The 14572-nt window shown below is 62.2% G+C and carries 13 protein-coding genes and 2 pseudogenes; 5 read left to right on the top strand and 10 right to left on the bottom strand.

All coding sequences use genetic code 11. From position 1 onward, the window contains the following. Positions 1-91 precede the first annotated feature (91 nt). From ACK1VC_RS04260 to trxA, 4 genes and pseudogenes are all read right to left on the bottom strand, one after another. A complete protein-coding gene (locus tag ACK1VC_RS04260; RefSeq protein WP_016489756.1) occupies positions 92-406 on the bottom strand; it encodes an addiction module antidote protein in 315 nt (104 codons plus the stop codon). Further along, a pseudogene (locus ACK1VC_RS04255) lies at positions 403-723 on the bottom strand (type II toxin-antitoxin system RelE/ParE family toxin). The gene ACK1VC_RS04260 and the pseudogene ACK1VC_RS04255 overlap by 4 nt, the downstream one beginning before the upstream one ends. 212 nt (positions 724-935) lie before the next feature. After that, positions 936-2195, bottom strand: coding sequence for a transcription termination factor Rho (rho, locus tag ACK1VC_RS04250; protein ID WP_003253661.1), 1260 nt, complete (start codon positions 2193-2195; stop codon positions 936-938). A 227-nt stretch (positions 2196-2422) separates the two neighbouring features. Continuing rightward, the gene (trxA, locus tag ACK1VC_RS04245; protein ID WP_016489757.1) at positions 2423-2752 is read right to left on the bottom strand and encodes a thioredoxin TrxA; all 330 of its coding nucleotides are present in this window, start codon (positions 2750-2752) and stop codon (positions 2423-2425) included. A gap of 254 nt (positions 2753-3006) precedes the next feature. Between trxA and ppx the strand changes: the two genes are divergently transcribed. Continuing rightward, positions 3007-4509 carry an exopolyphosphatase gene (gene ppx / locus ACK1VC_RS04240; RefSeq protein WP_016489758.1) on the top strand — a complete coding sequence of 501 codons (1503 nt, stop codon included), beginning with the start codon at positions 3007-3009 and terminating at the stop codon, positions 4507-4509. On the opposite strand, the gene ppk1 is transcribed toward ppx, so the two are convergent. Beyond that, the gene (gene ppk1 / locus ACK1VC_RS04235; protein ID WP_191087097.1) at positions 4496-6757 is read right to left on the bottom strand and encodes a polyphosphate kinase 1; all 2262 of its coding nucleotides are present in this window, start codon (positions 6755-6757) and stop codon (positions 4496-4498) included. The two genes, ppx and ppk1, sit on opposite strands and share 14 nt — an antisense overlap. A 213-nt stretch (positions 6758-6970) precedes the next feature. Between ppk1 and ACK1VC_RS04230 the strand changes: the two genes are divergently transcribed. Further along, a complete protein-coding gene (locus ACK1VC_RS04230) occupies positions 6971-7615 on the top strand; it encodes a DedA family protein (RefSeq protein ID WP_023049545.1) in 645 nt (214 codons plus the stop codon). Between the two features lie 549 nt (positions 7616-8164). Here the strand turns inward: ACK1VC_RS04230 and ACK1VC_RS04225 are convergent. Then, a pseudogene (locus ACK1VC_RS04225) lies at positions 8165-8743 on the bottom strand (sterol desaturase family protein); the annotation flags it as partial. Between the two features lie 112 nt (positions 8744-8855). On the opposite strand from ACK1VC_RS04225, the gene elbB reads away from it, so the two are divergent. Beyond that, the gene (gene elbB, locus ACK1VC_RS04220; RefSeq protein ID WP_016489762.1) at positions 8856-9524 is read left to right on the top strand and encodes an isoprenoid biosynthesis glyoxalase ElbB; all 669 of its coding nucleotides are present in this window, start codon (positions 8856-8858) and stop codon (positions 9522-9524) included. 28 nt (positions 9525-9552) lie between these two features. Here the strand turns inward: elbB and ACK1VC_RS04215 are convergent, their stop codons facing one another. Beyond that, positions 9553-10005 (bottom strand): YaiI/YqxD family protein, encoded by a 453-nt coding sequence (locus tag ACK1VC_RS04215; RefSeq protein ID WP_096426900.1) that lies wholly within the window; start codon positions 10003-10005, stop codon positions 9553-9555. Between the two features lie 166 nt (positions 10006-10171). On the opposite strand from ACK1VC_RS04215, the gene ACK1VC_RS04210 reads away from it, so the two are divergent. Next, on the top strand, positions 10172-13021 hold the full coding sequence (locus ACK1VC_RS04210; RefSeq protein ID WP_197884277.1) for a class I adenylate cyclase: 2850 nt from the start codon (positions 10172-10174) through the stop codon (positions 13019-13021). 30 nt (positions 13022-13051) lie between these two features. Here the strand turns inward: ACK1VC_RS04210 and rnk are convergent, their stop codons facing one another. The 3 genes from rnk to cyaY form a co-directional block, all read right to left on the bottom strand. Further along, positions 13052-13462 carry a nucleoside diphosphate kinase regulator gene (rnk, locus tag ACK1VC_RS04205; protein ID WP_016489765.1) on the bottom strand — a complete coding sequence of 137 codons (411 nt, stop codon included), beginning with the start codon at positions 13460-13462 and terminating at the stop codon, positions 13052-13054. 147 nt (positions 13463-13609) lie between these two features. Continuing rightward, positions 13610-13834: a DUF1289 domain-containing protein gene (locus ACK1VC_RS04200; RefSeq protein ID WP_016489766.1), complete on the bottom strand. Its 225-nt coding sequence runs from the start codon at positions 13832-13834 to the stop codon at positions 13610-13612. A gap of 1 nt (position 13835) precedes the next feature. Then, the gene (cyaY, locus tag ACK1VC_RS04195) at positions 13836-14168 is read right to left on the bottom strand and encodes an iron donor protein CyaY (protein ID WP_016489767.1); all 333 of its coding nucleotides are present in this window, start codon (positions 14166-14168) and stop codon (positions 13836-13838) included. Between the two features lie 190 nt (positions 14169-14358). Between cyaY and lptM the strand changes: the two genes are divergently transcribed. Beyond that, the gene (gene lptM / locus ACK1VC_RS04190) at positions 14359-14568 is read left to right on the top strand and encodes an LPS translocon maturation chaperone LptM (RefSeq protein WP_016489768.1); all 210 of its coding nucleotides are present in this window, start codon (positions 14359-14361) and stop codon (positions 14566-14568) included. The last annotated feature ends 4 nt before the right edge of the window (positions 14569-14572 follow it).

Below are 14572 nucleotides of genomic sequence, written 5' to 3'. Positions count from 1 at the left end.
GTGCAGAGTGTAGCGCCGTTCGGGCATTGTTTGGGGGCAAAAATGCATTGGTGGCCGCTTCACGCCTTGGTCGGGACGCTTACCTTGCGCCTCACCGATTATGCGATACAACCTTTGACAACCCGATTCCAAGGGCCTGCAGCACCTTCAATACAGTCGATAATCTTGGGTCCCCATCAGCAGCCAATGCTCGATAGAGGTTTGGACGCGCAAGCCCCGTGGCCTGGGACAGATTACCCATCCCACCACGCGCTTCCGCTACGCGTCGAACCGCCGTCAGAAAACCTGCGGCGCCACCAGGCTCATCTATTTCTTCAAGCGCAACGGCAAGATAATCGATGGCGAAAGACTCATCCTTGCGGAGCATTTCGAGAACACTTTCTTCATGCGAGCGTGTGCCGGTCATAGCGCTACCTTGTGCCTCTGCCACAGAGATCTGGCTTGATCAATATCCGCCTGCTGCCGGTCTTTCGTGCCACCTCCGAGCAGGAAAATGATCTTCCGCCCGGAGATGGCGTAATAGACGCGCTAGCCTGGCCCGAAGTCCAGTTTCATCTCGAACACGCCATCACCCACTGGCTCGGTCACGCCAAAATGGCCCTGCGCCGCCCGGTCGACCCTTGTAGTGATTCGCGCCTTCACCCTTGTGTCACGAATGGTGTTCAGCCATGCCTGGTAAACATCCACATCATTAGCGGATATAACGTGATGAACTGCGTACATCCAAGTGTACCTTATAAGAGACATCCATGTGACGATTCATCAACCAGCCCGGCTTCGCTGGTCTTCGGGAGGCAGGAGGCAAATGCCTGATCAGGCAGGCCCCCACGCCACAAGCAGCATGTTGGCCTTCGTTCGGCGTGCTGGCGAACGGTCTTTTGTGACAAACAGCAAAAAGCCGGGTTTCCCCGGCTTTTGCGTGATGCCTGCGAAGCTTACTTGCGCTTCATCGACAAGAAGAACTCGTCGTTGGTCTTGGTCTGCTTGAGCTTGTCGACCAGGAACTCGATGGCGGCGATTTCGTCCATCGGGTGCAGCAGCTTGCGCAAGATCCACATGCGCTGCAGTTCGTCGTCGGCGGTCAGCAGCTCTTCGCGGCGGGTACCGGAACGGTTGATGTTGATGGCCGGGAACACGCGCTTCTCAGCGATGCGGCGGTCCAGTGGCAGCTCCATGTTGCCGGTGCCCTTGAACTCTTCGTAGATCACTTCGTCCATCTTCGAGCCGGTTTCGACCAGCGCGGTGGCGATGATGGTCAGCGAACCGCCCTCTTCGATGTTACGCGCGGCGCCGAAGAAACGCTTTGGCTTCTCCAGGGCATGGGCGTCAACACCACCGGTCAGCACCTTGCCGGAGCTCGGGATCACGGTGTTGTAGGCACGCGCCAGGCGGGTGATGGAGTCCAGCAGGATGACCACGTCCTTCTTGTGCTCGACCAGGCGCTTGGCCTTCTCGATCACCATTTCGGCAACCTGCACGTGGCGGGTTGGCGGCTCGTCGAAGGTGGAGGCAACCACTTCGCCGCGCACGGTGCGCTGCATTTCGGTTACTTCTTCCGGGCGCTCGTCGATCAGCAGGACGATCAGGTGGCACTCGGGGTTGTTACGGGTGATGTTGGCCGCGATGTTCTGCAGCATGATGGTCTTGCCCGCTTTTGGCGGGGCGACGATCAGGCCACGCTGGCCTTTGCCGATCGGGGCGCACAGGTCGATGACGCGACCGGTCAAGTCCTCGGTGGAGCCGTTACCAGCTTCCATCTTCAGGCGCTTGTTCGGGAACAGCGGCGTCAGGTTTTCGAACAGGATCTTGTTCTTCGCGTTTTCCGGACGGTCGAAGTTGATGGTATCAACCTTCAGCAGAGCGAAGTAACGCTCCCCTTCCTTTGGCGGGCGGATCTTGCCGACGATGGTGTCGCCGGTACGCAGGTTGAAACGGCGGATCTGGCTGGGCGAGACGTAGATATCGTCCGGGCCGGCCAGGTAGGACGCATCAGCCGAGCGCAGGAAACCGAAACCATCCTGGAGAATCTCCAGCACGCCGTCACCCGAAATCTCTTCGCCGCTCTTCGCATGCTTCTTCAGCAGGGCGAAAATCACGTCCTGTTTGCGCGAACGGGCCATGTTCTCGATGCCCATCTGTTCGGCCATTTCCAAAAGATCGGTAATCGGCTTTTGCTTGAGTTCAGTCAGGTTCATAAGGGGAGTGACGTAATCATGTAAGAAGGGAGAATTAAGCTTCTGGCTTAATGAGGCCGCGCCGCTAGATGGCGACAGGATCGCGTACTGATTCGAATTAGGGATGCTTCGGCGACGGCATGTAGAGGGCACTGAAAAAGCAGTGCGAGGCCGAATGTAACACTTGCTTTTTTCTGCGTCTAGTGCTCTGAAAAAGAAAAACCCCGCAATTGCGGGGCTTTTTCACATCACAGGTGGGCGTCGAGGAACGCGGCCAGCTGCGACTTGGACAGAGCGCCCACCTTGGTGGCTTCGACGTTGCCGTTCTTGAACAGCATCAGCGTCGGGATACCACGCACGCCGTGCTTGGCCGGGGTTTCCTGGTTTTCGTCGATGTTCAGCTTGGCGACGGTCAGCTTGCCATCGTAGGTGGTAGCGATGTCGTCCAGGACTGGCGCGATCATCTTGCATGGGCCGCACCATTCAGCCCAGTAGTCGACCAGCACCGGGCCTTGGGCTTTCAGGACTTCGGCCTCGAAGGTGGCGTCGGTGACATGTTTGATCAGATCGCTGCTCATGGATATCTCCAGGGTCGTAAGCAAAAAAACGTTGCCCATCATAGCCGCACCCGCCGCCTACAGGAAGCCGCGGACGATTGAGTGTAACTATAGTTGTGCAAGACGCCGCGAATCGAAACTGTCATACAGCCGTCATAGAATCGAATGGCACATTGCCTTGCATCAAGGCCAGCACATCGGCTGCGTGTCACGCGTTGGCGACAGCCTGCTATCGTGGCACGATTGCCGGGTTAACGACCGAGAACAACCAGATCATGCCGCATACCATCGCGAAGAACCTGTCCCTGATCGCCGCCATCGACCTTGGCTCCAACAGTTTTCACATGGTCGTGGCCAAGGCCCACCATACAGAAATCCGCATTCTCGAGCGGCTCGGCGAGAAGGTTCAGCTTGCCGCCGGCATCGACGAAGAGCGCAAGCTCAGTGAAGAGGCAATGGAACGAGGCCTGGATTGCCTCAAGCGCTTTTCCCAGCTGATCAACGGCATGCCGGCAGGCTCCGTGCGTATCGTCGGTACCAACGCCTTGCGCGAAGCGCGCAACCGTAACGAGTTCATCCAGCGCGCCGAAGCCATCCTCGGCCACCCGGTGGAGGTCATCTCCGGCCGTGAAGAGGCGCGCCTCATTTACCTGGGCGTGTCGCACACCCTGGCCGACACACCCGGCAAGCGCCTGGTGGCGGACATCGGCGGCGGCAGTACCGAGTTCATCATCGGCCAGCGCTTCGAGCCGCTGCTGCGCGAAAGCCTGCAAATGGGCTGCGTCAGCTTCACCCAGCGCTACTTCCGTGACGGCAAGATCACCCCGGCCCGCTACGCCCAGGCCTACACCGCCGCGCGCCTGGAACTGATGAGCATCGAGCATGCCCTGCATCGCCTGACCTGGGACGAGGCCATTGGCTCGTCCGGCACCATCCGCGCCATCGGCGCCGCCATCAAGGCCGGCGGCTTGGGCAATGGCGAGGTCAACGCCGAGGGCCTGGCCTGGGTCAAGCGCAAGCTGTTCAAACTGGGCGAAGTCGACAAGATCGACTTCGACGGCATCAAGCCGGACCGGCGCACCATCTTCCCGGCGGGCATGGCCATTCTCGAAGCGATCTTCGACGCGCTGGAACTGCAGCGCATGGACCACTGTGACGGCGCCCTGCGTGAAGGCGTGCTGTTCGACCTGCTTGGCCGTCACCACCACGAAGACGTGCGTGAGCGCACCCTCAATTCGCTGATGGAGCGGTACCACGTGGACCAGGGCCAGGCTGCACGCGTGGAACGCAAGGCACTGCATGCCTTCGACCAAGTGGCCGACGCCTGGGAGCTGAAAGATGGAAACTGGCGCGATCTGCTGGGTTGGGCGGCGAAAGTGCACGAAGTCGGCCTCGATATCGCCCATTACCACTACCACAAGCACGGCGCCTACCTGATCGAGCACTCCGACCTGTCGGGCTTCTCTCGCGAAGACCAGCAGATGATGGCCCTGCTGGTGCGCGGCCATCGCCGCAACATCCCCAAGGACAAGTTCGCCGAGCTGGGTGAAGAGGGTATCAAGCTGCTGCGCCTGTGCGTGCTGCTGCGCTTCGCCATTCTGTTCCACCATATCCGGGGCAACCAGCAGATGCCGAAGGTGGTACTGAACGGTGGGGACAACAGCCTGGATGTCGCCTTCCCTGAGGGCTGGCTGGAGCAGAACCAGCTGACCCAGGCCGACTTCGCCAACGAGGCGGAGTGGCTGGCCCGGGTCGGCTTCGTCCTCAGCGTACGTTGAGGACCGGGTTGCTCAGGCGCTCCAGCAGGGTCGCCTGGGCACTGCGCGGGTTCTGGTTGCCGGTCGGGGTGCTGCGCACGTAGCGCCCGTCTGGCTGCAAGGTCCAGGCGTGGGTGTTGTCGGTCAGGTAGCTTTCCAGCTCCTTCTTCACCCGCAGCAACAACTTCTTGCCTTCCACCGGGAAGCAGGTCTCGACGCGCTTGTCGAGGTTGCGCTCCATCCAGTCGGCACTGGACAGATAAATCTGCTCCTCGCCGCCGTTGAGGAAGTAGAACACCCGGGTGTGCTCAAGGAAGCGGCCAATGATCGAGCGCACCTGGATATTGTGTGAAACCCCGGGAATACCTGGGCGCAGGCAGCACATGCCACGCACCACCAGGTCGATTTTCACACCCGATTGGCTGGCCTTGTACAGCGCCTTGATGACCTTGGCGTCGGTCAGCGAGTTGAACTTGGCAATGATGTGCGCCGGCTTGCCTTCGAGGGCGAACTGGGTTTCCCGCGCGATCATGTCGAGCATGCCCTTCTTCAGGGTGAACGGCGCGTGCAGCAGCTTTTTCATGCGCAGCGTCTTGCCCATCCCGATCAGCTGGCTGAACAGCTTGCCCACGTCCTCGGTAAGAGCGTCGTCAGAGGTCAGCAGGCTGTAGTCGGTGTACAGGCGGGCGTTGCCGGCGTGGTAGTTGCCAGTGCCCAGGTGGGCATAACGCACGATTTCGCCCTGCTCGCGGCGCAGGATCAACATCATCTTGGCGTGGGTCTTGAAGCCGACCACGCCGTAGATCACCACCGCACCGGCCGCTTGCAGGCGGCTGGCCATCTGCAGGTTGGACTCTTCGTCGAAGCGCGCGCGCAATTCGATCACCGCAGTGACCTCCTTGCCGTTACGCGCCGCGTCCACCAGGGCATCGACAATTTCCGAGTTGGCCCCGGAACGGTACAACGTCTGGCGCACGGCAAGCACATGCGGGTCCTTGGCGGCCTGGCGCAGCAGGTCGACCACCGGGGTGAAGGACTCGAACGGGTGCATCAGCAGGATGTCCTGCTTGCTGATCACGCTGAAAATGTTGTCGGCGTTCACCAGCAGCTTGGGGATCGCCGGGGTGAACGGCGTGTACTGAAGCTCCGGGTGGCTGTCCAGGCCGGTAATGCTGAACAGGCGGGTAAGGTTGACCGGGCCATTGACCTGGTACAGCTCGCTTTCGCTGAGGCTGAACTGTTTGAGCAGGTAGTCCGACAGGTGTTTCGGGCAGGTGTCGGCTACCTCCAGGCGTACGGCATCGCCGTAACGGCGCGAGAACAGCTCGCCGCGCAGGGCGCGGGCCAGGTCGTCGACTTCTTCGGAGTCCAGCGCCAGGTCAGCGTTACGGGTCAGGCGGAACTGGTAGCAGCCCTTGACCTTCATGCCCTGGAACAGGTCGTCGGCGTGCGCGTGAATCATTGACGACAGGAACACGTAGTTGGCACCCGGGCCGCCCACTTCTTCAGGCACCCGAATGACCCGCGGCAGCAGGCGTGGAGCCGGGATGATCGCCAAGCCCGAGTCGCGGCCGAAGGCATCGACCCCCTCCAGCTCGACGATGAAGTTGAGGCTCTTGTTCACCAGCAGCGGGAACGGGTGGGTCGGGTCCAGGCCGATCGGGGTGATGATCGGGGCGATTTCGTCGCGGAAATAGCGGCGCACCCAGGTCTTGAGTTTGGGCGTCCAGTAACGGCGGCGAATAAAGCGGATGTGGTGCTTTTCCAGCTCCGGCAGCAGCACGTCGTTGAGGATCGCGTACTGGCGCTCTACCTCGAAGTGCACCAGCTCGCTGATGCGCGCCAACGCCTGGTGCGGCTGCAGGCCGTCGGCACCGGCCTGTTCACGGGCGAAATTGATCTGCTTCTTCAGGCCGGCGACGCGGATCTCGAAGAACTCGTCGAGGTTGCTGGAGAAAATCAACAGGAACTTGAGGCGTTCGAGCAGTGGGTAGCTCTCGTCCAGGGCTTGTTCCAGCACCCGGATGTTGAACTGCAGCTGCGAGAGTTCACGATGAATGTACAGGCTGCTGTCGTCCAGGCCAGGGACGGCAATTGCCGGGGGCGGCACGGGCGCGGCTACCGCAGCCACAGGCTCGGCCACCTGCTCCTCTACGGGCTCGGGCTCGGGCTCGGCCGCCGGCGGCAGGTCTGGCGGGGTCTGCACCATCTCTTCTGGGAGCTCCTGGGCATCCTTCATCGCGACAGGGGTGAGCACTTCATTATTCATCTGGCGTTCCTGAGGACGTTAACGCCCTATCATCAATTGAGCGGCAAGATAAGCGCCCATTATGACGCCTGTGTGACACACCAGGGCAAGCCATGGCGCGTGGGCTCTGGCATTGTCTGTGTAGGAATTGTTCACGTCGAGACACATTTGGACACTTTCACGAATGCGCGCGAAGGGGTAGGCTGCGCGTTCATTTCGCCAGCACCTCAGAAAATGCTTCAACAATTCCTGCAGGATTTCGGCTATTTTGCCCTTTTTCTAGGCACCTTCTTCGAAGGCGAGACCATCTTGGTGCTTGCGGGTTTCCTTGCATTCCGTGGGTACATGGACATCAAGCTGGTGTGCCTGGTGGCGTTCCTGGGCAGCTATGCCGGCGATCAGCTGTGGTACTTCATGGGCCGTCGCCATGGGCGCAGGATCCTGGCACGCAAACCGCGCTGGGAAGCCATGGGTGCCCGGGCGCTGGACCACATCCGCCGTCACCCCGACATCTGGGTGCTGAGCTTCCGCTTCGTTTATGGCCTGCGCACGGTCATGCCGGTGGCCATTGGCCTGTCGGGCTACCCGCCGCGCCGCTACCTGCTGCTCAATGGTATTGGCGCGGCCGTCTGGGCAATTGCCTTGGGCGCGGCCGCGTACCACTTCGGTGCCATCCTCGAAGGCCTGCTGGGCAACGTGAAGCGTTACGAGCTATGGGTGCTCGGTGGCCTGCTGGGTCTGGGTGCCTTGTTGTGGTTGCGCCGGCGCTTCCGCGCTTTGCGCGCGGAGCGCAAGGCGGCAGACCAGGCCCAGGCCCCAGAGGCTGAAAAGGCTGTAGACCACGAGCAACCACCAGAGCAGCGGCGCGACCACCGCTAGCCCCAGTGCGCCGGCCAGGTACAGCGCCGGCGCATTCGCCACCAGCCGCGCCAGCTCCAGGCGCGCAGCCCAGGGCCGGTTCTCCAGCAACGCGCCCAGCACGAACAGACCAAATGCCATCAGCGACCAGCCAAGCACCAGCGCCGCGACCGGCACGCGCTCGGCCACATCCATCAGGTAGCTGCCCAAGGCCACATAAACCGCGAACTGCATGGCCACGTAGGCTTGTTGCGGTCGAGCCAAGGTAATCTCAAACTTGCGAAACACCGTCAGGTCCTGTTTGGCCTGCGGGAAGCGTGCGGCCACATCGGCCGGGCGCCAGCCAGTGGGCATGAACCAGATGCGCAGCTTGTCCCACAGGCTGGCGGTGTGCCGGGCGTCATGCCAGAGCTGGGCATAGAACTGCAGATTAGCCCACAGCGGGTTCCAGCTGGCCAGTGGCGTGGTTACCCCGAACACCACCGGCTCGGCCGGGTCTTCCTCTTTGAAGGTGCCAAACAGACGGTCCCAGAGAATGAACACGCCGCCATAATTGCGATCCAAGTAAACAGGATTTTGCGCATGGTGGACGCGATGGTTGGATGGCGTGATCAACACCCACTCAAGCCAGCCAAGCTTGGGAATGTGCCGGGTATGCACCCAGAACTGGTACAGCAGGTTGAGCGATGCCACGGTAATGAACACCAGTGGCGGCACGCCCAGCAGCGCCATCGGCAGGTAGAAGACCCACGAGAAGATGAACCCGCTACTGGTCTGGCGCAGCGCGGTGGTGAGGTTGTATTCCTCGCTCTGGTGATGCACCGAATGCGCAGCCCACAGCACGTTGCGTTCATGGCCCAGACGGTGCAACCAGTAGTAGCAGAAGTCGTACAGGACGAAGGCCAGCAGCCATACCCACCAGGCTTCGGCCGGCAGGCGCAACAGCGCCAAATGCTCGAACGCCAGGGCATAGGTCACCAGCCCTGCGCCTTTGGTCAGCAACCCGGTGCTGGTCGACAGCGCGCCGGTGCTCAGGCTGTTGATCGAGTCGGCCAGGGTAAAGTTGCGTTGTCCACGCACGCGGTCGGCCACCAGCTCCACGGCGATCAGCACGAAGAAGAACGGCACGGCCAGCAGTATCAGGTCCATGGGTACGGCCTCAGGCGGTATCCATCAAGATTAGGCCGCGCCTGCGGCAACCCCTATGGCGACATCTGCCAAACTAGAGGACATTTAGCGCCTCGACACTGGAGTAATGAACATGACAAAAAAAGTAGCGGTGATTCTTTCCGGCTGTGGCGTGTATGACGGCGCCGAAATCCACGAAAGCGTGATCACCCTGCTGCGCCTCGACCAGCGCGGTGCGCAGGTGCAGTGCTTCGCGCCGAACATCGCGCAGATGCATGTCATCAACCACCTGACCGGCGAGGAAATGCCCGAGTCGCGCAATGTGCTGGTGGAGTCGGCGCGCATTGCCCGTGGTGAGGTCAAGGACATCCGCGAAGCCAAGGCCGAAGACTTCGATGCGCTGATCGTGCCGGGCGGTTTCGGGGCGGCTAAAAACCTGTCCAACTTCGCCGTGGAAGGCGCCAACTGCAGCGTCAACCCGGACGTGCTGGCCCTGGCCGAAGCCTTTGCCGACGCCTGCAAGCCAGTTGGCCTGATCTGCATTTCGCCAGCACTTGCGGCGAAGATCTACGGGCCGGGCGTGGTCTGCACCATCGGCAGCGACGCAGACACTGCGGCGGCTGTCGAGAAGATGGGCGGCACCCATGAGGCGTGCGATGTACACGACATTGTCGAAGACACCCAGCGCAAGCTGGTGACGACTCCGGCTTACATGGAGGCCAAGTCGATCAGCGAGGCAGCTGGCGGGATCTACAAGTTGGTGGACCGGGTGCTGGAGCTGACGCACGAGGGTGACCAGTAAGTCCTAGGGGCTGCAAAGCAGCCCCGCATCAGGCTTTACTCAGCCGGGCAATGATCCGGTCCAGCGCATTGGCAAACGCCTGCTTTTCACGCTCGCCATAAGTCCCCTGCCCTCCTCCCGCCTGGCCCTGCTCGCGCAGCTCGGTGAACAGGTTGCGCGCCGCCAGGCGGTCGCCCATGTTGCGCTCGTCGAATTCGCGACCGCGCGGGTCCAGCACCGCCACGCCCTTTTTCACCAGGCGGTCAGCCAGGGGCACATCACTGCAGATCACCAGCTCGCCGGGCACGGCGTGTTCGACCAGGTAGTCGTCGGCTGCGTCCATGCCGCTGGGCACCACGATCAGGCGCACGATCGCAAACGCCGGCTTGGCCACGGCCTGGCCCGCCACCATCACCACCTCGAACTTGCGCTTGAGGGCGAACTTGACGATCAGATCCTTGGCCGCCTTGGGGCAGGCGTCGGCATCGATCCATACACGCATCGGAAACTCTCTACATGATCTCAATGCGTCCATCATGCCTGAAGCGCAGCGAAAGCTGGAGCAGGCGCGCGCTGGGAAAATGGCGCCAAAAACCCAATTGCCGCTTATCCGGCCCCGCTACTCAGGCTAAACTCGCCACAGCTTCACTGGCCTGCCCGAGCGCGCAATGAATCACCCTCACGAAATCCGCCCTGACCTGGACGAAGGCATCGACCGCAAGGTCCTGGCAACATTGCGTGCGCGTTTCCTGCAACTGAATCAAGGGCGCCTGCAGCGGGCTATGGAAGGCCTGTCGACACGTCAGCAACAGGTACTGACGCTACTGCCGCTGCTGTTTCACGTGAACCACCCATTATTGCCGGGCTACGTCTCGGGTAGCACGCCTGCGGGCGTATCGGGTTACGAGCCAGGTGCCGAGCTGGTGGTCGAGGCCCAGCGCCTGGCCCGCTCGTTTACCTACAAAGCCCGCCATGGCAACCCGCCGCGCCCTATCCACGGCCTGTTTCTGATGGGCAGCCTGGGCTCGCTGGCCCAGGCCGAGCACAGCGACATGGACCTGTGGGTGTGCCATGCGCCCGGCTTGCCCGAGCATTTGCTGGAAGAACTGCGCCGCAAGTGCCAATTGCTGGAGGACTGGGCAGCAAGCCTGGGTGCCGAGGCGCACTTCTTCCTGATCGACACGCAAGGCTTTGCCCAAGGCCAGCGCGACGGCCAGCTGGGCTCCGATGACTGCGGCACCACCCAGCACTACCTGCTGCTGGATGAGTTCTACCGCACCACCCTCTGGCTGGCAGGCCGGACACCACTGTGGTGGCTGGTGCCCGTCTACCAGGAACACAATTATCACGCCTACACCCAGACCCTGCTGACCAAACGCTTCATCCGCAGCCAGGACGCTCTCGATCTCGGCAACCTGGCACACGTTCCACCCGGCGAGTTCGTCGGTGCCGGCCTGTGGCAACTGTTCAAGGGCATCGATTCGCCCTACAAGTCGCTACTCAAGCTGCTGCTGACCGAGGCCTACGCCAGTGAACACCCCGCCGTGCGTTGTCTGAGCCTGGACTACAAGCAGGCAGTGTTCGCCAATCAGCTCGACCTCGACGCACTGGACCCCTACGTCATGGTCTATCGGCGTATCGAGCGCTACCTGCTGCAGCGCGGCGCGGTCGCACGCCTGGAACGGGTGCGGCGCAGCCTGTACCTGAAGGTGAACAAGAAGCTCAGCGACCAAGGCCGCGCCAATGGCTGGCAGCGCCGGCTGTTGCAGCGCCTGGCAGACGAGTGGGGCTGGGACCAGCGTCAGTTGGCCCTGCTGGATAGCCGTAGCCAATGGAAAGTGCAGCAAGTCGCTGTCGAGCGCCGCGAACTGGTGGCCGAGCTGAACCACAGCTACCGCTTCCTCAGCCAGTTCGCCAGCACCCAGAGCGCCAGCAGCCGTGCCGAGCAGCGCGACCTCAATGTGCTGGGCCGGCGCCTGTACGCGGCCTTCGAGCGCCGCGCCGGCAAGGTCGAGGTGATCAACCCCGGCATCGCCCCGGACCTTGCCGAAGGGACCCTGACCCTGGTTCAGGCACCTAACCGCAAGGAGCCCGGCAGCCACCACTGGGAGCTGTACTGCGGCAACCTGAGCACCCACGAGGTGGAGCACCTCAGCCCGATAAAGCGCTGCCGCGAGCTGATCGAGCTGCTGGCCTGGGCCCATCGTAACGGCGTGATCGACAGCAGCACGCGCATGGCGCTGCACCCCGGCGCCAGCGACCTCAGTGAATTAGAGCTGTTCAACCTGATGGGTTGCCTGCAGCAAAGTATTCCCCTGCCCTTGCCGATCGTCAGCGAAGTGCGCCTGCTGCAGCCCAGCGTTGCCGACGAGGTTTTGTTGCTGGTCAACGTCGCCATCGACCCGCTGCGCCATCACCGCGATCTGAACATCCTGATGACCACCGAGCGTACCGACTCGTTGAGCTACGCAGGCGTGCGCGAGAACCTGGTACTGACCCTGGACCAGGTCACCCTGAACAGCTGGAACGAAGTGCTGGTCCAGCGCTACGAAGGCGAACATGCGCTGGTGCGCTGCCTGCGCGACTTCCTCAATAGCCCGGTGCTGCGGGGCCACCGGCCACGGGTGCGGGTACGCTGCTTTTGCCCGAGCCGCGCACAGGCCATCAGCCAGCGCGTGGAGGAAATTTTTGACACGGTGCAGCTGCTGCTGGACCAAGGCGCCAACCACCGCTACCTGCTAGAGGTAGCCCAGCACACCCATGTGCTGGAGCTGTTGGCCGGGCATGTAGGCCTGGCCACCCTGGCCGAGCACGAGGGGCTGCTGGCCCACCTGGGCGAAGAACGCAGCGCCTACAGCCCGCTGTACCTGGATACCAACGCCCTGCTGGACCACGACCTGCGCCTGGTGCTGGAACAGGGCCGCCCGGCTTGCATCCAGGTGTTCTACCGCCTGCAAGGTGGCTGGGCCGAGTTGTATGTGCTGGATGAGTACAATGCCCTGTGGCAGCAACGCCTGCCCCTGCATGACGAAGCCCACCTGCTGCTGCCGCTGCAGCGGTTCCTGCGTTCGGTGGTGATGCGCCGTGATGCCCGGCTGCCGCTGGATACCCAGCGCGCTGCCTCACTGGATATCCACTATGCGCAACTGTTGCCTTCCGGCGTTGGCAAGGCGCGTAGCCTCGAGCCGCGCCAAGCCCCGGTCGAGGGCAGCGACCAGCCTTACTATGAGGTGCAAGCCATCATCCAGGCCGGTGTGGCGGGTGCGGCGCATGTGACGCTGTACTGCGACCAGCAAGAGTTTTCCGAGCTGGAGCATGGTGCGCAGCTGTATGCGGTGGTGGCCAGGCAGATCATCGGGCAACGGCGCGCTGCCGGACAGTACCGGTGCTACATCACCGATCTGGATTTGTCCGAGCTGCTGGATGACCGGCTGGGCGCGACGCAGGTGTACCTGAACTACAAGCGGGTGCTGGAGCAGGCGTTGAATGAGGGGCTGGAGCAGGTGCTGGGTGAATGACCGAGGGCTGCCTTGCAGCCCCCTTGAGCCTTACAGGTCGTAATCGCCCGCCGCTTCTGGCTGGTACTCCACTTCCAGCAGCTTCAGCTTGAGGGTCTTGCCCCCCGGTGCCGGCCAGTCGATCTGCTCGCCCACCGACAGCCCCAGCAAGGCGCAGCCAATCGGTGCCAGGACCGAGACATTACCTTCCGGCCCGGCATCCTTCGGATAGACCAACGTCAGGTGGTAGTCCTTGCCGCTGGCTTCCTCACGGCAGTGCACGCGCGAGTTCATGGTGACCACGCCCGCCGGCACTTCATCGTGACCGACCACCTGCTCGGCGCGGTCCAGCTCGTCCTGCAGGGCGAGCACACCCGGCGTACTTTCGTCGAGGCTGTCGATCAGACGCTGCAGACGCTGTACGTCCAATCGGGTGAGGATGAGGGAAGGCTTGGTGCTCATGATCCAGTCAGACTCCTTTGAACAGGCGATTTTCGTCGTGCAGATAAAGCAAAACCCCGCCCAAGGGCGGGGTTTGTGAAGGCTTTGGCGTCACCGACGCAGAAACCCGACACTACCACAGCCGGGCAAATACTCAAGCCCTTGCTATCAGTGTGCCTTAGCCTGGTCGCGCAGGGCCTGGGCCTCGCGGCAAATCTGCCGACGCCGTTCGTCATCGGCCGAGCGCCATTCGCGAATGTGCTCCACATGCCGCTGGCAGCCAGTGCACACCCGCTGTTCGTCCAGCCGGCAAACGCTGATGCACGGTGATGGCACAGCGGGGCTGACGTTGCTGTAGAGCGGCTTGGGGGGACGGGCCGGGGCGGTGCTCATGTCAGATCTCGTCGAAGTCCAGCTTCTCGCCGGCCCGCTCCCAGACGATGCGCTCGAGCATTTCGCCCAACAGCTCTTCGCTCTTCTCGCACACCCACTTGCCGCTTTCTTCGTCGTAATCGAAGTGGAAGCCACCTGAGCGGTCGGCGAGCCACAGCTGGCGCAGCGGTTCCTGGCGGCTGAAAATCAGCTGGGCGCCACCTTCGAACTTGACGGTGAGCACACCGGCGGAGTTCTCCATGTCCAGGTCCAGGCCGCTCTCGTCGAACAGGTCTTCCAACGCCTGTTGGGTCGCGTCGACCAGATCATGGAAACGCGCTTCACTCAAACTCATTGCAGGAACCTCGAAATTGGCTGCGTTACAGGCAAGCCGGGCAAGATACGGGCGCTTGGCGCCGAATGCAAAGATTAGCCATTGAAGGCGGTAAGAATAGCCCGCCCGGCGGACCGGCCCTTGCATAGGCAAGCCGCCGGTCGCTCGGTATACTCGGGCGCAATACTGCATTTTTCTAAGGATTTCACCCATGAAGCGCCTGATTTCCTCCTTCGCGGCGCTGGTCGCTGTTGCCTGCCTCGTTTCGGCCTGCGGCCAGAAAGGCCCGCTGTACCTGCCTGAAGACGGCGATAACGGCAAAGCGCACAAGTCGCACCAGCACCAGCCAAAAGCCCAGCCGGCGCCGGCGCAAGCGCAGCCGGAGCTGCAGTCCGAGCCCGAGCAGTCGCCTGCGCAGTAAGGAA

It is taken from the genome of Pseudomonas sp. XP2, from assembly GCF_053557975.1.
This window is presented reverse-complemented; position numbering and strand designations above follow the sequence as displayed.

Coding starts and splice junctions, on each gene's coding strand:
- ACK1VC_RS04260 (WP_016489756.1), bottom strand. CDS start 406: ATGACCGGCACACGCTCGCATGAAGAAAGTGTTCTCGAAATGCTCCGC.
- rho (WP_003253661.1), bottom strand. CDS start 2,195: ATGAACCTGACTGAACTCAAGCAAAAGCCGATTACCGATCTTTTGGAA.
- trxA (WP_016489757.1), bottom strand. CDS start 2,752: ATGAGCAGCGATCTGATCAAACATGTCACCGACGCCACCTTCGAGGCC.
- ppx (WP_016489758.1), top strand. CDS start 3,007: ATGCCGCATACCATCGCGAAGAACCTGTCCCTGATCGCCGCCATCGAC.
- ppk1 (WP_191087097.1), bottom strand. CDS start 6,757: ATGAATAATGAAGTGCTCACCCCTGTCGCGATGAAGGATGCCCAGGAG.
- ACK1VC_RS04230 (WP_023049545.1), top strand. CDS start 6,971: ATGCTTCAACAATTCCTGCAGGATTTCGGCTATTTTGCCCTTTTTCTA.
- elbB (WP_016489762.1), top strand. CDS start 8,856: ATGACAAAAAAAGTAGCGGTGATTCTTTCCGGCTGTGGCGTGTATGAC.
- ACK1VC_RS04215 (WP_096426900.1), bottom strand. CDS start 10,005: ATGCGTGTATGGATCGATGCCGACGCCTGCCCCAAGGCGGCCAAGGAT.
- ACK1VC_RS04210 (WP_197884277.1), top strand. CDS start 10,172: ATGAATCACCCTCACGAAATCCGCCCTGACCTGGACGAAGGCATCGAC.
- rnk (WP_016489765.1), bottom strand. CDS start 13,462: ATGAGCACCAAGCCTTCCCTCATCCTCACCCGATTGGACGTACAGCGT.
- ACK1VC_RS04200 (WP_016489766.1), bottom strand. CDS start 13,834: ATGAGCACCGCCCCGGCCCGTCCCCCCAAGCCGCTCTACAGCAACGTC.
- cyaY (WP_016489767.1), bottom strand. CDS start 14,168: ATGAGTTTGAGTGAAGCGCGTTTCCATGATCTGGTCGACGCGACCCAA.
- lptM (WP_016489768.1), top strand. CDS start 14,359: ATGAAGCGCCTGATTTCCTCCTTCGCGGCGCTGGTCGCTGTTGCCTGC.